The sequence below is a fragment of the Arthrobacter sp. genome (assembly GCF_031179985.1).
Lineage (GTDB): Bacteria > Actinomycetota > Actinomycetes > Actinomycetales > Micrococcaceae > Arthrobacter.
Window position 1 is genome coordinate 1 of sequence record NZ_JAPSHJ010000045.1, and the last position, 16,985, is coordinate 16,985.

The 16,985-nt window shown below is 61.6% G+C and carries 16 protein-coding genes and 1 pseudogene; 2 read left to right on the plus strand and 15 right to left on the minus strand.

Going from position 1 to position 16,985, the window contains the following annotated elements:
- The 6 genes and pseudogenes from RIN13_RS16480 to RIN13_RS16505 form a co-directional block, all read right to left on the minus strand.
- Positions 1–1,902, minus strand: a pseudogene (locus tag RIN13_RS16480) (hypothetical protein); the annotation flags it as partial.
- A gap of 650 nt (positions 1,903–2,552) precedes the next feature.
- Positions 2,553–3,329 carry a type II CAAX prenyl endopeptidase Rce1 family protein gene (locus RIN13_RS16485; RefSeq protein WP_375164783.1) on the minus strand — a complete coding sequence of 259 codons (777 nt, stop codon included), beginning with the start codon at positions 3,327–3,329 and terminating at the stop codon, positions 2,553–2,555.
- Positions 3,330–3,404: 75 nt separating this feature from the next.
- A complete protein-coding gene (locus tag RIN13_RS16490; protein WP_309108408.1) occupies positions 3,405–4,184 on the minus strand; it encodes an enoyl-CoA hydratase in 780 nt (259 codons plus the stop codon).
- Positions 4,181–5,227, minus strand: coding sequence for a 3-hydroxyisobutyrate dehydrogenase (mmsB, locus tag RIN13_RS16495; protein WP_309108409.1), 1,047 nt, complete (start codon positions 5,225–5,227; stop codon positions 4,181–4,183). The genes RIN13_RS16490 and mmsB overlap by 4 nt, the downstream gene beginning before the upstream one ends.
- Positions 5,220–6,311 (minus strand): enoyl-CoA hydratase/isomerase family protein, encoded by a 1,092-nt coding sequence (locus RIN13_RS16500; protein ID WP_309108410.1) that lies wholly within the window; start codon positions 6,309–6,311, stop codon positions 5,220–5,222. Before RIN13_RS16500 ends, mmsB begins: the two co-directional genes overlap by 8 nt.
- Complete coding sequence (locus RIN13_RS16505; RefSeq protein WP_309108411.1) at positions 6,311–7,810, minus strand: CoA-acylating methylmalonate-semialdehyde dehydrogenase; 1,500 nt, start codon at positions 7,808–7,810, stop codon at positions 6,311–6,313. The genes RIN13_RS16500 and RIN13_RS16505 overlap by 1 nt, the downstream gene beginning before the upstream one ends.
- A 245-nt stretch (positions 7,811–8,055) precedes the next feature.
- On the opposite strand from RIN13_RS16505, the gene RIN13_RS16510 reads away from it, so the two are divergent.
- Positions 8,056–8,862 carry an exodeoxyribonuclease III gene (locus RIN13_RS16510; protein WP_309108412.1) on the plus strand — a complete coding sequence of 269 codons (807 nt, stop codon included), beginning with the start codon at positions 8,056–8,058 and terminating at the stop codon, positions 8,860–8,862.
- Between the two features lie 37 nt (positions 8,863–8,899).
- The gene (locus tag RIN13_RS16515) at positions 8,900–9,781 is read left to right on the plus strand and encodes a hypothetical protein (protein ID WP_309108413.1); all 882 of its coding nucleotides are present in this window, start codon (positions 8,900–8,902) and stop codon (positions 9,779–9,781) included.
- On the opposite strand, the gene RIN13_RS16520 is transcribed toward RIN13_RS16515, so the two are convergent.
- The 9 genes from RIN13_RS16520 to RIN13_RS16560 all read right to left on the minus strand — a co-directional run bounded on the left by RIN13_RS16520 (position 9,778) and on the right by RIN13_RS16560 (position 16,909).
- Positions 9,778–10,872 carry a LacI family DNA-binding transcriptional regulator gene (locus RIN13_RS16520; protein WP_309108414.1) on the minus strand — a complete coding sequence of 365 codons (1,095 nt, stop codon included), beginning with the start codon at positions 10,870–10,872 and terminating at the stop codon, positions 9,778–9,780. The two genes, RIN13_RS16515 and RIN13_RS16520, sit on opposite strands and share 4 nt — an antisense overlap.
- Positions 10,873–11,030: 158 nt before the next feature.
- Positions 11,031–11,999: a carbohydrate ABC transporter permease gene (locus tag RIN13_RS16525; RefSeq protein ID WP_309108415.1), complete on the minus strand. Its 969-nt coding sequence runs from the start codon at positions 11,997–11,999 to the stop codon at positions 11,031–11,033.
- Entirely contained in the window at positions 11,996–12,961 is a 966-nt protein-coding gene (locus RIN13_RS16530) for a sugar ABC transporter permease (RefSeq protein ID WP_309108416.1), read from the minus strand. The genes RIN13_RS16525 and RIN13_RS16530 overlap by 4 nt, the downstream gene beginning before the upstream one ends.
- A gap of 97 nt (positions 12,962–13,058) precedes the next feature.
- A complete protein-coding gene (locus RIN13_RS16535) occupies positions 13,059–14,393 on the minus strand; it encodes an extracellular solute-binding protein (protein ID WP_309108417.1) in 1,335 nt (444 codons plus the stop codon).
- Between the two features lie 153 nt (positions 14,394–14,546).
- Complete coding sequence (locus tag RIN13_RS16540) at positions 14,547–15,158, minus strand: hypothetical protein (protein WP_309108418.1); 612 nt, start codon at positions 15,156–15,158, stop codon at positions 14,547–14,549.
- Complete coding sequence (locus RIN13_RS16545) at positions 15,155–15,718, minus strand: hypothetical protein (RefSeq protein ID WP_309108433.1); 564 nt, start codon at positions 15,716–15,718, stop codon at positions 15,155–15,157. The genes RIN13_RS16540 and RIN13_RS16545 overlap by 4 nt, the downstream gene beginning before the upstream one ends.
- Positions 15,719–15,846: 128 nt before the next feature.
- The gene (locus RIN13_RS16550) at positions 15,847–16,230 is read right to left on the minus strand and encodes a hypothetical protein (protein ID WP_309108419.1); all 384 of its coding nucleotides are present in this window, start codon (positions 16,228–16,230) and stop codon (positions 15,847–15,849) included.
- On the minus strand, positions 16,227–16,418 hold the full coding sequence (locus RIN13_RS16555; protein WP_309108420.1) for a hypothetical protein: 192 nt from the start codon (positions 16,416–16,418) through the stop codon (positions 16,227–16,229). The genes RIN13_RS16550 and RIN13_RS16555 overlap by 4 nt, the downstream gene beginning before the upstream one ends.
- Positions 16,415–16,909, minus strand: coding sequence for an Asp23/Gls24 family envelope stress response protein (locus RIN13_RS16560; protein WP_309108421.1), 495 nt, complete (start codon positions 16,907–16,909; stop codon positions 16,415–16,417). The genes RIN13_RS16555 and RIN13_RS16560 overlap by 4 nt, the downstream gene beginning before the upstream one ends.
- Positions 16,910–16,985 lie beyond the last annotated feature (76 nt).

Here is a 16,985-nt window from a genome sequence, read left to right on the forward strand (position 1 = left end):
GACAGTGCCGCCGGCGTTTTCCAGGCCAACGGTGAACTGGTCCGCAGGAGCCTGACGGCCCTCGACGGTCTTGGACACCGTGAGGGTCGGAATCGGCGCCAGAGCACAGCGCGCACCATCATTGCCGGCCGCTGCCGGACCCGCAGACAACAGGATCGTCGCACCGGTGGTGGGATCAATCCGGTAGATGTTGCCGGTGGCGTTGTTTGAGGCGTAGAGATAACCTCCGGCATCAACGTACACAGCGCCGGCGGACAGACCGGTGAACTGGGTACCGTCCGGGCCGTTCATGGGCGCCACGACCGTTGAAGCGCCGGTGGCCGGATCAAACCGGACGACGACGTTGCCCGTCGCATCAGTGCCGACGCTGTAGAAGGCGCCGTCGATGTAGCCCCAGTCAGGGCTGACGCCGACACCGGCCGGATTTGTCCTGGTGACGGTATTCACGACGGTGCCGTACGTGGCTGATCCCGGTGCGAGGTCTATTTCGTAAACAGTGTTGTTGACCCCGTTTTGGGTGACCCAGTAGTGCCCTGCGTTATCGAAGTCGCCAACGATAGACAGCGTTCCGGTCGTCCCGGCTGGGATGCCAAGGTCGGTCAGGGAACCGTTCGCCCCAACTTTAACCAGGTGGCCTGCGGCAGTGGTCCCGTAGAAGAAGTTATCCAGAGTGTTGTAGCCCGCCGCGTTGACATGTGAAGGCAGCTCAAACGCCGTGGAATAGGCGCCGGAAACCAAGTCAACCTGCTGGACCAGATGAGGTCCTGCGGGATAGTCCGGGCTCTGGAACAGGTAGCCGGACGCGTCGCAGGCCCAGGGCTGCTCAACGAATTCGACCGTGGATTCTCCGGGAGGGTTGATTCCCACGCCGGTGACGTTTGAGGGGCCGTTGGTGAAGGATCCCGGCGCGGCGGCGGTCACGTTGACGGTGACCGTGCAGGAAGCCATACCGGCATCAAGGTTACCGGTCACGGCCACCGACGTCGCGCCGGCAGGAGCTGTCACAACGCCTGCGGGGCAGGTGGTGGCTGCAGTGCCATCGGCGATGGTCAACCCTGCCGGAAGGGCATCGGTGAAGGACCAGCCATTCTTGGCAGCAAGCTCATCAGTATTGGTCACCGTGAGAGTCAACGCCGACGTACCGCCAACGGGGACGGATGCCGGGCTGAAGGACTTATCCAACTGCGGGGTGACATCGAGAATCTTGAAGTTGTCGAAAGCCTGGTCATTGCCGCTGCCGCTGGGCTGCTGATTGGTAACCCGGAAGCCGACCGTCGGGCTGGTGACCAGTGCTGCCTGGTTCCCGGTAAAAGTACCCACACTGACTACGCGCCCGTCGACAGTGAACGTCTGACGGTTGGGATCGGCACAGATGTTGTAATCGGTGGCGTTCAAAGCAATGGGGGTAGTGCCGTCCATCAGGTAGAACCGGTCCAACGCCTGCACACCAGTGGAGCAGAGGTTCCCGACGTCGAGCGAGAAGGTGACGAACCGACCGGTCCCGCCGACGTTGATACCGGAGCCCTCCAGCATCACGCCGGTATAATCGTTGAATCCGCCGATAGTCTGCTCAGCCACCGCAAGGTTGGTGTCGGGATCAGCCACACCGGAGTACTGCCCCATTGCGGCCGGAATCGTTCTGGCCGCCGGCCACCAGGAGGACGTACAGAACTGCGCCGCCGCAAAAGCAGCATCGGTGGCCTGATGACCGAAGATCACACCGTTGCACCGCGAGGCGTCCTGGTAGACCGGATCCGCGGTGTATGTGGCGCCGGTGGTGCTGGTGTACGCGGCGATGTTCGTCGCACCCGTCAGCGGCGCATTCTGGAAGTCCTCTGCGTAGAGCAGCGAGGGGGCGCTCGGGGTGCCGGGTGTGCCGGGTGCAGCCTGGGCAGTGGTCACCAGAGGAAGTGTTCCAAGGAGCAGTGTTCCCAGCAGAGAGAGCGCTGCTGTAGCGGACAACGTCTTCCGCACAATACTGCGGGCCGCCGGCTTCAAGGAACCTGGAGGACTGACAACCCGGCGACCAGCGCCGGAGCCTTTCCCAAGATGTGGATTCTGACGTAAATAGTTCAACTGCGTACCACCTGACGATTGGATCAGGGCACCGATGCCACCCCAATGATTCTTTGGGTCACGTCATTGAACAGCCGATGGCTCTGCAAATTTGCTTCCCCCCGAATTACATATTAGAGGCAAATACAATTCTGTCAATTAGCATTAATGAAGCTGTTAACAATGCAAGCCAGCTTAGTAGTACCGGAAATAAGCCGCTCTATATAAACGACTGAGGTTTGTTCTGACATGGGCGCTTGAGGCACCTGATGAGAGACGATCGCGCGCACATCAATACCTCATCATTAGTCCATCCATAGGTCAGAAAATGGGTTCTCAAGTGTGCAAACGCGATTAGTCACGGGGTGGCTGTCAGGGAGGACGCGGCAGAAAACCTTCCGTGCCTGTCGGGGCCGGTCCTGTTGAGCGTCGCGGTTTCCGTACCGGCAACGCGTCGCCGTGTAGCGCCCGCTGTTATCGGCTGGCAAAGCCCAGCCTCAGTAGAGGAAGATGTCGATCCACTCTGGGTTGTGGGCGTGAACCAGCACCAGGAAAAGGACAAAGTCGAACAGCAGGTGGACGCACACGATGTACAGCAGCGATTTGGTAATCGTGAAGAGGCGCGCCTGGAGCAGCGCAAACGGAAAGATGAAAAACGGGGCGTAGGCGTGGAATCCCAGCTCCCACAGGAAGGAGGTGAAGAGGACCGCTTGGAGCAGGTTTGCCTGCCAGTCCGGAAGATGCCGCCGCAGAAGGGTGAACGCGGTGCAGATAAAGAAGAGTTCGTCCCAGATTCCCAAGCCGTTTGTTCCGACGAACAGGCGGGCAATACCCTCAGGGTCACTGACGGCAGGCCAGTTGTTGTAGACACCGGTCCGGATCATGTACACCGGGATCAAGGCGTAACCAATCACGACGACGGCAGGCAAGTACCATTTCTCCGCCCGCGTCCATGGCTGGCCGGTACGGATGGGGAATCTGATCGCATAATCCTTGATGACAAACCGCGAGACGGAGTACGGGATTCCGACAGCCAGGATCATGGCCGTTCCCATGACCAGCATGTGCTCAGTGCTGATGTCCGTGGTGATGGGAACGGCACTCATCGCAATCAGACCAACGGAAATCAGCGCGAGGTCTGTAAAAAGCGACCGGTTGATGATCGCCGCGAGCGCAAGGGCGACTCCCAAAACGACGTATCCAACGGCTCGGTCCTCCAGAACGAAGAGGACAAAACCTGACAAGGACAGCAGCGAGGCAGGGACCAGGCTCATAGAGGTCCTGTCCGCCTTACCCTGGCCGAGGGTCCGATCCGCAGCCGGTGCCTTGGATTGATGACTCATGGTGACCTACCTGTGCTTAAACTCCGGCGTGCGCTTTTCGCTGAACGCCGCCATGCCTTCTTTCTGGTCCTCGGTGGCGAAGAGGGAATGGAAGATCCTGCGCTCAAAAAGAACACCTTGGGCCAACCCTGTTTCAAAGGCTGCGTTGACTGCTTCCTTGGCGATCATGGCCACCGGCTTCGACTTGGAGGCAATGACTTCTGCAGCCCGCAGTGCTTCTTCAACGACGTCTTCTGCCGGAACCACCCGTGAAACCAGCCCGGAGCGTTCAGCCTCCCGGGCGTCCATAAACCGCCCGGTGAGGATCATGTCCATGGCTTTGGCCTTGCCCACAGCCCGGGTAAGCCGCTGTGAGCCGCCCATTCCGGGAAGGACGCCGAGATTGATTTCGGGCTGGCCGAACTTCGCGTTGTCGCCGGCGATGATGAAGTCGCACATCAAGGCCAACTCGCAGCCGCCGCCCAAAGCAAAGCCGGAAACGGCCGCCACCACCGGGATGCGGAGCCTGGTGAAGTCCTCCCAGCCGCGGAACCAGTCCGCGGAGTACATGTCCATGTAGCCTTTCGCCGCCATCTCCTTGATGTCGGCTCCTGCCGCGAAGGCTTTGGCTGAACCCGTAAGGACTACGGCGCCCACCTCAGGATCGGTGTCCATGGCGCCCACGGCTGAAACGAGTTCGTCCATGGTGGTTCTATCGAGGGCGTTCAAGGCTTGGGGCCGGTTCAGCGTCACGAGTCCTACCCGTCCACGGCGCTCGACCAGGATGTTTGAGTACTGTTCCGTCATGCGTGGCCCCTTGCCTGCCGCTGATCCTGGTCCTGTCCTACCGCCCGTTCAGGCTCTTGTGCCTGACCGGATTTGTCCCGGATGGCCGTGATGATCGCCGAGAAGTCCTTTCCGGCACCGCCTTCCGCCGCAAACGTATCGTAAATTTCGGAAGCGAGGGGACCCACCCGGGCCGCGACCCCGGTGCTTTCCAGCGCGTTCAGTGCCAGCCGTAGGTCTTTGGCCATCAGTGCGCCGGCGAAACCTGGCTGATAATCGCGGTTGGCGGGACTGGTGGGTACAGGGCCCGGAACAGGGCAATTGGTGGTCAGTGCCCAGCATTGCCCCGACGCCGCCGAGGCTACGTCGAAGAGAGCCTGATGAGTGAGACCAAGCTTCTCCCCCAGGACAAAGGCCTCACTCACGGCGATCATGGAAACCCCGAGGATCAGGTTGTTGCAGATCTTAGCTGCCTGACCGGCCCCATGATCGCCGCAATGGACCACCCGCTTGCCCATCACTTCCAGCAGCGGCCGGACCGCCTCGAAATCCTCAGGAAGAGCGCCAACCATAAACGTCAGGGTGCCGGCCTCAGCCCCCACAACACCCCCGGACACCGGCGCGTCCACCGAGCGGTGCCCGGCGTCCACAGCTAACGCTGCCGCCTCCCGGGCCTCATCCACATTGATGGTGGAGCAGTCCAGGAACATTGTGTCTGGTGCTGCCACGGCCAGCAGTCCGGGTTCCCAGCCTCCTCCGGAGGAGAAGTCACTCCCAGCGGAAAAGTCGCTGCCGGTGGCGGAGTCCCTCCCCCTGTAGGCATCCAGGAGATGCTTGCCGCTGGGGAGCATGGTCAACACCACAGAGGCACCTTCGACGGCGGAAGCAGCCGTGTCCGCCGTCGGAATTCCGTGGCTCCGGGCGGCTTCCAGGGCCGTGGGCATCACATCGTAGCCCACAACGCGGTAACCGGCGTTGACGAGGTTCAGGGCCATCGGAGCGCCCATATGCCCGAGCCCCAGGAAAGCAATGGTTCCGGCTCCATTGGGTGATACCTCAGGCATTGTCCGTCTCCTTTACTGAAAGATTCAGCTCGCGATTAGCGTGCGGCTCAAAATACCTCTCGACGTCGGCGTGCCGCACGTCTGCCAGCGTGGCCGGCAGCCAGTGCGGGTTCCTGTCCTTGTCCACCACCTGGGCCCGGATCCCTTCCCGAAAGTCAGGACCAGCCAGGAAGTGCAGGCCCACTGTGAATTCCTGCGTCAGCGCCTGCTCCAGAGTCATCCCCCGCGCCCTCCGCAGCGACTCCAGCGCAACCTTCACGGCGGTGGGCGATTTCGACTCTATGGTCTCGGCAGCCTTCGCTGCCTCCCCGCCGAAAGCCCGCAGCCGGCGGAGGATGCCCTCCACATCGTTGCCCGCGTAGCATTCGTCAATCCAGGTCCGATGACCGGCCAGCACAGAGTCCGGGGCCCGTTCCGCAAAACGGCCGACGGCGTCTTCCGCTGTTTCCCTCTCGAGCGCAGCTGCCAGCGCCGGCAGGTTTTCCGATGAGAGAAAGTGGTCGGCCAGCCCGAGGAAGACGGCATCGGCGCCGTCCAGGTGGGCACCGGTCAGGGCGGCATGGGTGCCCGTTTCACCCGGCGAGCGCGAGAGCAGCAAAGTACCGCCGACGTCGGGCACAAAACCGATGGTGGTCTCCGGCATTCCCGTGCGGGTGCGCTCCGTGACTATCCGCACGGAGCCGTGGGCCGAGATGCCTACTCCGCCACCCAGCACCAGTCCGTCCATAAACGCCACATACGGCTTGGGGTACCGGGCAATCATGGCGTTCAGCCGGTACTCCGCTTCCCAGAAGTCAGCCGTGCCTGATCCTCCCGCGAGCATGTCCCGGTAAATGGCCACAATGTCCCCGCCGGCGCAGAGCCCCCGGCTCCCTGAACCCTGGACCAACACAGTGGAAACGCCGCGGTCCTCTGCCCAGTCAGCAAGCTGTTCAAGGATGGCGTGAACCATGCCTGCCGTGAGCGCATTGACGGCCTTGGGACGGTTCAGAGTGACGATGCCAAGGTGCCCCCGGTGTTCAAAGAGCACCTCGTTCGGGTCGCTGTCTGCCGGCTCGCTGCGTGCCGGCTCGCTCCCTGCCATCAGCTTCCTTCCGGCATGATGAAGCTTGCGCCCTGCCGGATACCCGAGGGCCAGCGCGTGGTCACGGTCTTGGTCTTGGTGTAGAAACGGAACGCGTCCGCGCCGTGCTGGTTGAGGTCACCGAACCCGGAGGCTTTCCAGCCGCCGAAGGTGTAGTAGGCGATCGGAACGGGGATGGGAACGTTGATTCCCACCATCCCCACCTGTACACGGCTCGCGAAGTCCCGGGCTGCATCTCCGTCCCTCGTGAAGATTGCCACGCCGTTGCCGAATTCGTGCTCGCTGCAGAGCCGCAGAGCCTCCTCGTAGTCCCCGGCGCGGACCACGCTGAGCACCGGGCCGAAGATCTCGTCCCGGTAAATACTCATGTCCTTGGTGACATTGTCGAAGAGGGTCGGGCCGACCCAGAAGCCGTTCTCATACCCTTCGACTGTGAGCCCTCGTCCGTCGGCAAGAAGGGTGGCGCCCTGATCGACGCCGGACTGGATGTAGCCCTCGATCCGCTCTTTGGCAGAAGCAGCAACAACAGGGCCGAAATCTGATTCCTTGTCCAGGCTGTGGCCCACCCTCAGGGCCTTGACCCGTTCTTCGAGCTTGGCCACCAGGGCATCCGCCGTCTCCCGCCCAACAGGCACCGCGACGGAAACGGCCATGCACCGCTCGCCGGCGGAGCCATACCCGGCCCCGATCAAAGCATCGGCGGCCATCTCCAGATCCGCGTCCGGCAGGATGACCATGTGGTTCTTGGCCCCGCCGAAGCACTGTGCCCGCTTGCCGTGCGCCGCGGCCGTGGCGTAGATGTACTGGGCAATAGGCGTTGAGCCAACAAAACCGATCGCTTTCACCCGCGGATCCTCCAGAAGCAAATCCACCGCTTCCTTGTCCCCGTTGACCACATTGAAGACGCCATCAGGAACCCCCGCTTCGCTGTACAGTTCTGCCAGCCGCAGCGGAACCGACGGATCACGCTCGGAGGGTTTGAGGATAAAGGCGTTCCCGGCGGCGAGGGCAGGGGCGGACTTCCACAGCGGGATCATGGCAGGGAAGTTAAAGGGGGTGATGCCTGCGACCACCCCCAACGGCTGCCGGAGGGAGTGGACATCGATGCCGGCACCGGCGTCGTCGGAAAATTCGCCCTTCAGCAGATGCGGGGCGCCGGCGGCAAACTCCACCACCTCTATCCCCCGCTGGATGTCGCCTCTGGCATCAGGGAGGGTCTTGCCATGTTCAGAGGCCAGCAATTCGGCCAGTTCGTCCATGTTCCGGTTGACGAGTTCCACGAACCTGAGCAGTATCCGTCCGCGTCGCTGCGGGTTCATCGCGGCCCACTCAGGCTGGGCCTTTTCCGCGCCCGCTATTGCCCGCTGGACTTCTTCCCCCGCCGCCAGCGCAAGCCTGGCCTGCACTTCACCCGTGCAGGGATCATAGACCTCCCCCCAGCGTCCTGACGTACCTTCCACCCGATGTCCGTCAATGTAATGGCCTAGCTCGCGAACCATGATCGATGCTCCCTTGCATGTGGGTCCTGGAATGCCGGTCCGGCAATAGAAGCCGGGGTCCCTGCCACTGGAACATTGAGCCCGGTGCAAGTGTGACCCATGCCATCTGCTGCCGAATATACTCGGACTTCCTACTAAATTCCAGAGCCGTGGCAGGCCGCTGCCTACCTGCGTTGTTCGCCGCGCAACGGCCTGTGGAACCGGCCGAGGGGATCATGGTGGCCAAGTTCGGTAAGTTAGGGAATGTGAAGATTGCTACCTGGAATGTGAACTCCCTCCGTGCCCGAGCCGACCGTGTTGAGGCGTGGCTTCGCCGCAGTGACTGCGATGTCCTGGCGATCCAGGAAACCAAGTGCTCCGATGACAACTTCCCCTGGGAGCTTTTTGAGCGGGACGGCTACGAAGTAGCCCATTTCGGCCTCAATCAGTGGAACGGCGTCGCTATCGCTTCCCGCGTGGGGCTCGACGACGTCCAACGCACCTTTCTGGACCAGCCGGTATTCGGCAAAGCCGGCAAGGATCCAGTGGCGGAGGCGCGTGCTATCGGCGCCACCTGCGGCGGCGTCAGGATCTGGAGCCTGTATGTTCCCAACGGACGGTCCCTCGACGACGAACACATGCCCTACAAGCTCAACTGGCTGAGCACCCTCAAGAACCACGCCGAGAGTTGGGTCACTGAAAACCCTGAGTCCCAGATTGCCCTCATGGGCGACTGGAACATCGCGCCGCAGGATGAAGACGTCTGGGACATCGATCTTTTCCTGTCACAGGGTTACACCCACGTGAGCCCGCCCGAACGTGCTGCCTTCCACGCCTTCGAGGCTGCCGGATACACGGACGTTGTCAGGCCCCACACCCCTGGACCCGGCGTCTACACCTACTGGGACTACACCCAGCTCCGCTTCCCCAAGAAGGAAGGCATGCGGATTGACTTCGTCCTGGCCTCCCCTGCATTGGCTGCAAGGGTCACCGGCGCCTCGATCGACAGGGAAGAACGCAAGGGCAAGGGCGCTTCAGACCATGCGCCGGTTATTGTTGAGTTGACTGACTGATGAACGCAACGCAGGGGATGATCGGGAGGTGGCTGCAATGACCGGCAACCTTTACCGGGGGCAGGCCGGGCTGCCTTTCTCCTCAACCCTGCGCATCTACGAGCCTCTGACTGCTTTTCCCGAAGAGCAGCGAGCCGCCATCAGGGCATCAGCTGCCCGCGCCAAATCGCGGGCAGCTGTCGAAAACGCCGAACTCCTCGCCTCACTGGGACGCATCACCAGACCGGGCGGAGATCCGTTCCCCACCGGACGCACCGATCTTGTCCGGGTGATGCCCCTGACCGGGAAGCCCGACGGCGATACCCCCGAGGTGAAGCCCTCCGTCACGCTGTTGTACTGCCCCAGCCAACTGGTTCTCCGGGCAGGCCTGGCAGCCAATGCACTGATGGAAGGTATCCACGGACCGCTGGCTGAACTGCTGATCGCGGAAGAGCAAAGGGACCGCCATCAGGAACGGATAGACCTGGTGAAGGCAAAGGAAGGCGTGGGCAAGGTGCACACCCGTGCCTCCACCTGGGGAATCCCATTCAGCTGGTTCTCGCTGTTCCAGGAATCCGACCACAAGGATGTGGTGGAATCAGGCGGCCGTATCCTCACCGTCCGGGTGAGGACCAACATCGGTGACGCGTTGGAGCGAGTCCGCTACGCGGTGGCCAACCTTGCCTTGGCGGCCCCGGACCTGGACATGCTCGATGATCTTGCCCAGCTGACTGAATGGCTGGAACTCTTCCACAGCGATTCCTGGGTGGAACTCGATTATGGAGCAGTGGCGGACAAGGTCTACCCGGACGACTCCCCCATGGACGTCCGGCTTGGCATCGAGTGCCTCGCCGAAGGTGACATGACGGGAGCTGCCGCAGCCTACCGCCGGCTGGCTTCGCGCTGGATTCCGATCCGGCAGCTGGCGCGCGCGTCTTAGGCAGTGACCGGGCGGGGCTCCCGCTGTCCGGGTGCCCCGTGAGCCGGCGGTGGCGCCGTCGTCGAACGAACAATAAGCTGGTGCGGCGCAACCATGGAGCGGACGGATCCGGGGCGGCCATCCAGCTCATCGAGCAGCATCTTGGTTGCCAGCTCTGCCTGCACGTCCGGGCGTTGGCCAACTGTGGTCAGGCCCAGAGTGACAGAGAAATCGTGATCGTCGATGCCGATCACGGACAGATCCTCGGGGACGCGTACGCCCCGGCGGTTGGCTTCGAAAATAACGCCCATAGCCATTTCATCCGAGGCGCAGAAGATGGCTGTCGGCTTGGGACCGGAATTCCCCCACAGCTTGATAAACGCCTGCTGCCCGCTCCTGACGGTAAAGTCCCCCACCTCATCCCACTCCGGACGCAGGTCAAGCCCTGATGCGGTCATCACGTCCTGGAAGGCCTTGATGCGGACCCGGGGGACGTCGAAATTCAGGTCTGTCTCATCGTCGCCATGGAGCAGGGCGATGTCCTTGTGGCCCAGGCTGATGAGGTGCCGAACAGCTGTTGAGGCCGCGGCGTAATCGTCAATGCCGATATAGGCGCATTCCTCCACATGGCCTCCCACCACCACCAGGGGGATATCGATTTTTTGCAGGTGGTTGAGTTCTTCGTGGGTCAGCGCCATACACAGGACCAGCAAGGCATCAATTTGCTTGTAAACCATGGTCCTGCTGAAAAGACGCTCGCGGTTGCTGCCATGACCGCCCAGATTGAACAGCGACAGGTTGTACTGCCGGGCATGGAGCTCCCGGTCAGCTCCCTCAATGGCTTTGGAGAAGAACCAGCGGCTCACAAACGGCGCGAGCACTCCAATGGTCTTGGTACGGCCAGTGGCCAGCCCGGAGGCTGAGGAGGATGCAACATAACCGAGCTCGGCGGCAACGCGCAGGATCTTCTCCCGTGTGGCCGGCGATACCCTGGGCAGTCCCCGGACCGCCCGTGACACAGTGGCCGTGGACACTCCCGCAGCGGCTGCCACGTCCTCAATGCTGACACCGGAATGGCCGCCCCGTTGAGCCCTCTCAGATGTCCGTGCCACGATCTCCCCTTATTCGGCTATGCCGCGGAAGTCGCTGCTGTGCTCCCTGTCCGCAACAAATGAGTCTAGTGCCCGCGCTCCGGCTGGGCCGCCTGAGGTCCGTACGTTACAGACGGCACAGTACAGGCGGCATAGCCGGAGGCGGGTCATACAGAGGATCAGCCCTTGAGGCCTCCGGCAAGCAGACCTCTAACAAAGTAGCGCTGGAGGGCGAAGAAGACCCCCAACGGAATAATGATGGACACGAAGGCTGCAGCGGGGTTCAGGTAGTCCCTCGCGCCGCGTGTGCCGGAAATTTCCGCAAGCCGCTGGGTAATAGGAGCAACGTCCGGAGTTCCGCCGGAGAAGACCAAAGCCACCAGCAAGTCATTCCAAACCCACAGGAACTGGAAAATCGCCAGGGAAGCCAGAGCCGGAACAGACAGTGGCAGGATGATTCGCCAGAAGATTGTGGTGTGCCCTGCCCCATCGACCCTTGCTGCCTCAATCACTTCCCCGGGAATCTCGGAAATGAAGTTGTGCAACAGGAAGATGCCCAACGGCAAACCAAAGATCGTGTGGGCAATCCATAGCTGGGTATAGGACCCGGCTGGCAGTTGCAGGACTTGGGTAAAGAGCTGCAGCAGAGGAATCAGCGCCATTTGCAGGGGGACAATCTGCAAGGCGAAAACGAAGATAAACATCGCGTGGCGCCCCCTGAAATTACCCCAGGCGAAGATGTAAGCCGCCATCGATGCCAGCACAAGGACGAACAACGTGACCGGGATGACGATGGCGGTTGAGTTGATCAAGTACTGAGACAGATTGGGTGACTGCGACCCTGCAGCGGCGGTCGCATCGACATAGTTCTTGAAAGTGAACTGCCCGTCAAAAAAGGCATTCCACCAGCCGTCGGAGCGGGGGCCCACCTGTTTTGCGGCCGGACGGAACGATTGAACGAAAAGGCCAAAAGTGGGCACAGTCCAGATTGCGGCAATGATGAGGGCGGCAGCGGTGGCAAAAGGCGAGGTGAGCTTGGTTTTCACACGGCGCATGATGGGCTCATCGGCGGCGTGGAGGCCCTTCTCGCCAAGAGGAAGACCAACCAAGGCCTTATCTGCCTCGTCCCGTGCTGGCGTGGCGGTCATCGGATCTCCCTTTGCTGACGAAGGACGCGTGCGTTGTAAACGACGATGGGTAGGACCAGAAGGAAAAGTACAAGGGCCAAGGCGGCACCACGGCCGGGTTCGTCGGCGCGGAAAGCCTGGGTGTACATTTCATTGGCCACCACAGAGGTCTCGAAGTTACCGGCCGTCATGGTGCGGACAATATCGAACACCTTGAGGGTGGCAATGGTGATGGTGGTCAGCACCACAACCAAAGATCCACGGATCCCGGGGATGGTGACGTTACGGAACTGCTGCCACGGGTTGGCTCCGTCAAGCCTTGCCGCCTCAACAAGTTCCACGGGGACACCCTTAATAGCGGCGGACAGGATCACCATGGCAAAACCTGTCTGGATCCAAACCATGACGATGATCAGGAAGATGGTGTTTTCCGGAGCATCGAGGAGGAACTGTTTGGGCTCCATCCCAACTGCCACACGCAGTGCGTTGAGCACGCCCGTTTGTTCGATGCCGGGGCCGCGGAAGTCATAGACCAGCTTCCAGATAACGCCTGCGCCCACGAATGAGATGGCCATGGGCATGAATACCAGGGCCTTCAGGATCCTCTCGCCCCGCGCTTTGTCGATGAAGACCGCATAGGCAAGGCCGAAGACTGTTGATAGTAGGGGGACGAGTACGGTCCAGATCACGGTGTTCCGCAGCGTGATGACCGCCTCAGGCTGGGTAAACATCCAGACGAAGTTGTCCACTCCGTTCGGCGTTCCCTTCGCGTCTGTAAAGGCAAGGTACGACGTTTGCACCGCGGGGTAGACCAGCCCGACGATCATCAGGATGGCCGCCGGCGCTAGAAAACCGATGACTGTAACTTTATCTCTTGTTGATTTTGGTGCCCTGTCCACAAGCAGCATGATGAGCCCGATGACGGCTGCGAAAGCCGCGATCGCGATCCCTACTTGGAGAAGTTTCCCTCCGACGAATTCCATGGCCAACCTCCGGGGTGTGGGTGGATGAGTTGATTGAAGACAAAAGTGCTGCGTTCCCCCACGCGTGCCAGCGGAGGGGAACGCAGCACTGCAGGCCTTAGCTCTTGGGCCAGCTGCCTTCAATACTGTCGGCGACCTGCTTGGACGGGGTGCCGTTGATCCATGCCACGATTCCCTTCCAGAAGGAGTTGGAGCCTACGGCTGCGGGCATCAGGTCAGAACCGTCGAAGCGGAATACGGTCTGGGGATCCTGAAGCAGCTCAACGGAAAGCTTGTCCAGCTCCGACTGGGCGTTAGCAGGGTCCAGGCCCTTGTTGGCGCTGACTACACCACCGAGCTTGACCCTGTTGTTCGCGAAGTCCGCACTTGCCATGTACTGCAGGAATGCCTGGACCTCGGGGGTGTCCTTGTAGGCGCCCACCATCTCGCCGCCGCCGGTGATGGCCTTGCCCTTGCTCTCATCGATCGGAGGTGTCATGAAGGCCCAAACATCACCATCGGGAGCCACAACGGTGCCTTCGGGCCAGTTTGCGGCCTGGAAGTTGGCCTGGTGGTGCATGGCGCACTGGCCGTCAAGGACAGGCTGGCCTGCCTGGGCGAAACCGGTTGTCAGGATGGAGCGGACATCGCCGAAGCCACCGTTGACGTAGTCCGGGTTGAGCAGGATCTCGCCGGTCTTGTCCATGGCCGAAACAATCCGGGGATCGTTGAAGGGGATCTGGTGGGCGACCCACTGGTCGTAGACCTCAGGGCCTGCCTCACGGAGGACGACGTCCTCGATCCAGTCAGTACCCGGCCAACCCGTGGCTTCACCGGACTCGAAGCCTGCACACCACGGCTTCATGGCGCCGTCATCCGCCATCGTCTTCGTCAGGGTCATCATTTCGTCAAAGGTCTTGGGAACTTCCCAGCCCTTTTCCTCGAAGGTCTTGGGCGCGTACCAGACAAAGCCCTTGACGTTGGCAAGCATCGGGGCCGCATAGAACGTTCCGTTGACCGTTCCGTACTTCTTCCAGTCAGCTGACCAGTTTTCATCCACGAGGTCTGAGACGGCCTTAGGTGCCGGCTTCAGGTTGCTCGCCTGAGCGGCCAACAGGCCGGGCTGCGGGAAGATGGCAACGTCCGGCGGGTTTCCTGCCTGGGCGCGCACACCGATCTGCGTTTCGAATTCCTTGCTGCCTTCGTATTTGACTGTGATGCCGGTGCATTCCTCGAAGTCCGCCCAGGCTGTCTCAAGGTTCGTGGCTTCAATGTCAACAATGGTTGAGTAGACCGAAACGGTCTTGCCTTCGTGCTTGCCGTAATCGGAGTAGGCGGAGCAGTCGGCAGCCTCGCCACCCCCTCCGCCACCAGTTTCGGGACTACATGCCGTAACGGTTAGTGCCAGGACACCGACCGCTGCGGCCGGAATTAGGAACTTTGGGCTTTTCATTACTGGAGACTCCTCGCTGAGTGACAAGAGAAAATCGCGGTGCAGACTATGTGACCTCAATCACCCTAGTAAGGCTGAGATGACAAATGCAAGCGTTTACATAAACCTTAATCGAAAGGAGACCTGATCTCAGAACCGCAACAGAGCGCGGGCTTAACGGACGCGTTCCGCCCGGCTGAAACGGGCTCGTGTGCCGGCCGCGAGGTGAAGCAACACCGGCGTACGTCTGCCAACAACGAGGTCCAGCGCTTCCACAAGTGCAGAAATTTCTGAGGCCAGGGCGTCTGGAGCAACCCCCAGGCGCGGTTGCAACCTGATTCTCAACGCAGGTTCCCCACGGATCTCGTACGTCGCTACAGATACGCCAGCAAGATCCGGACGGTCGGCAAGGGCTGCCTTGAGCGCCTGCTCCGCTACGCCGCCGCCGATCCGGACATCGCCCGGCACGATGCCGGGATCCTCCTCAAACAGGATGAGATCCGCCCGGCCCTTACCCTGTTGAGCAATCCACGCCACCATGGCGCCGATCAGCAGCACCAACAGAAGCACCAGCAGGATCCACACCCAGCTCTCCTGACGGCCCGGGAACCTGGTCTGGTCAAATAACTGCTGGGTACCGGACCACAATGCTGCAGACCAGAACTGCCACCACGGGGCGACAGCAGGGATGGTTGCCAGCAGAACCAGGAGGGCGCCGACTACCAGCAGAATCAGTCCCAGAATGCCGATCAGGATGCGATTAAGAAGGCGGGGCGTGCTGTTCATGCTCCCACCACCCCGGACGTCGCCAGGTTCACCCGAACGTCCGGCATGGGCGAGGGTGCCATGCGGGTGAGTTCATCCTGGACAGCCGCAAAAACATCGTCATGCCGGACAGGCACGCCGGACGTGGGACGGACATTGACCACTGCCTGATACCTGGACACAATCACCATCACCTGTTCCGGAGTGACGTTGGCGGCGAGCCTGGCGCGTCTGGCCAGCGCAGCAGCAATGATTTCATCGTCCACCAGCACGCCTGCGCGGGGATCCTGGAGGATGTGCCGGGCTTTGCGTCCCGGGAGCACCGCGCTGAGGAAGAAAAACAGTCCAGCCATGAACACGACTCCTCCGGTTACTCCCAGCAGAAGCGGCGGGATACCTTCGGGGAGGGCGACTATGCGCTGCGCGGCGGTCTGCGGATCGATAAGCCAGGGAGGCTGCCCGATGGCGCGCACAGCAGCCTCCAAGAGGGCATAAGCGCAAAGAATGATCACCAGCACACCGGCGATGACGGCGACACCGGCCCTTGACGACTGTGTTTCGCGCTGGAGGATCCATGGCATCAGCGAACCACGGGAGTCATCTGTCCCGCCGCCGTCCTGCCAGTCGCCTTCAGGTCTCGCGATGACTTCGGCGCCTTGTCCCGTAACGGGAGTTTGTGCCTCGCCGGGATTGTTTCCGTAGGCATGGCTCACAGTACCCGCCCCCGTTCGGACACGGCTGTGCCGCTGATCCTTATGTCCACCCGGCTCAGCTGGGCCCCGCTGAGTTCCATGACCGTGTCCAGGATGACAGATTTTGCGGCGGCAGCCCTGTCCCGGATGGAACCGCCAAAGATCGCCACGCGTTCCGGATTCCGCAGCACAGAACCCAACGGCGGGATCCTGATGGGAGAAACCAGCGACAGCGCAAGCAGGCCGTCGTCGTCGGACCAGTCAGCGCGGACATCATTGGCCTCCACGCCCAGGGCGTCAGCGGCCGCTGCGCGGGCCAAACTGGTGAGGGCTTGGGTGCTGATCCTGTTGTGTCCCGCCAGTACCCGGCCCTGCTGTGTCATCGGGGCCGTACTGCTCATGATGAAGAGCGCCGGCCCGTAATGGCGTCCATGACGCTGCGCAGATCCAGTTTCCCTTCCGCTGCGCGGCCCAGCAGGGCACCGATCCCCATAAAAAGGAGGGAACCCAGGAAGCCCCAGACTCCAAACTGGAAAGACATGAAGGCGACGAAGGCGCCCATTGCAATTCCCGCAACTGTCAGGCTCATGGGATTGCCTCTCTTTCCGGACGGCTTCCGGGTGCTGCCGGAGTATTGAGTACTGGACGCGGCTCCGGGTTGGTTCCGGGTTTCACCGGTCCCGGAACGTAAATGTCATTGATCTCGACGTTGACTTCGATGACCTGCAGCCCCACAAGCTCTTCCACCGCCGAATAGACGGCGGAACGCACTTGATTGGCAAGGGAATGAAGGGGGGTGCCGTAGACCGCCACCAGGTTAAGGTCCACGGCGACCTGGGTCTCACCGACTTCGGCATGGACTCCTGCGGCGTGGTCTGAATTGCCGACGGCGTCGCGTATGGCGCCTAAAGCCCGGGAGGGTCCGGTCCCCAGGGAATAGACTCCGGGTACTGCGCGGGCGGCGATACCGGCAACTTTTGCGACAGCGGTCTCGGAAATAACGGTACGTCCACCGCCTGGCACTGCAGCGGCGGCGTCCGCGCGGACCCCCTGGCCGGGTTGTGGGTTCTGGTATTCCATCGAGCACTCCCCTCTTCTTGGAACAACCCTATCCCCTGGCCACGACAACCGCGCGGACCCCGGCCGGTGTCCCTGG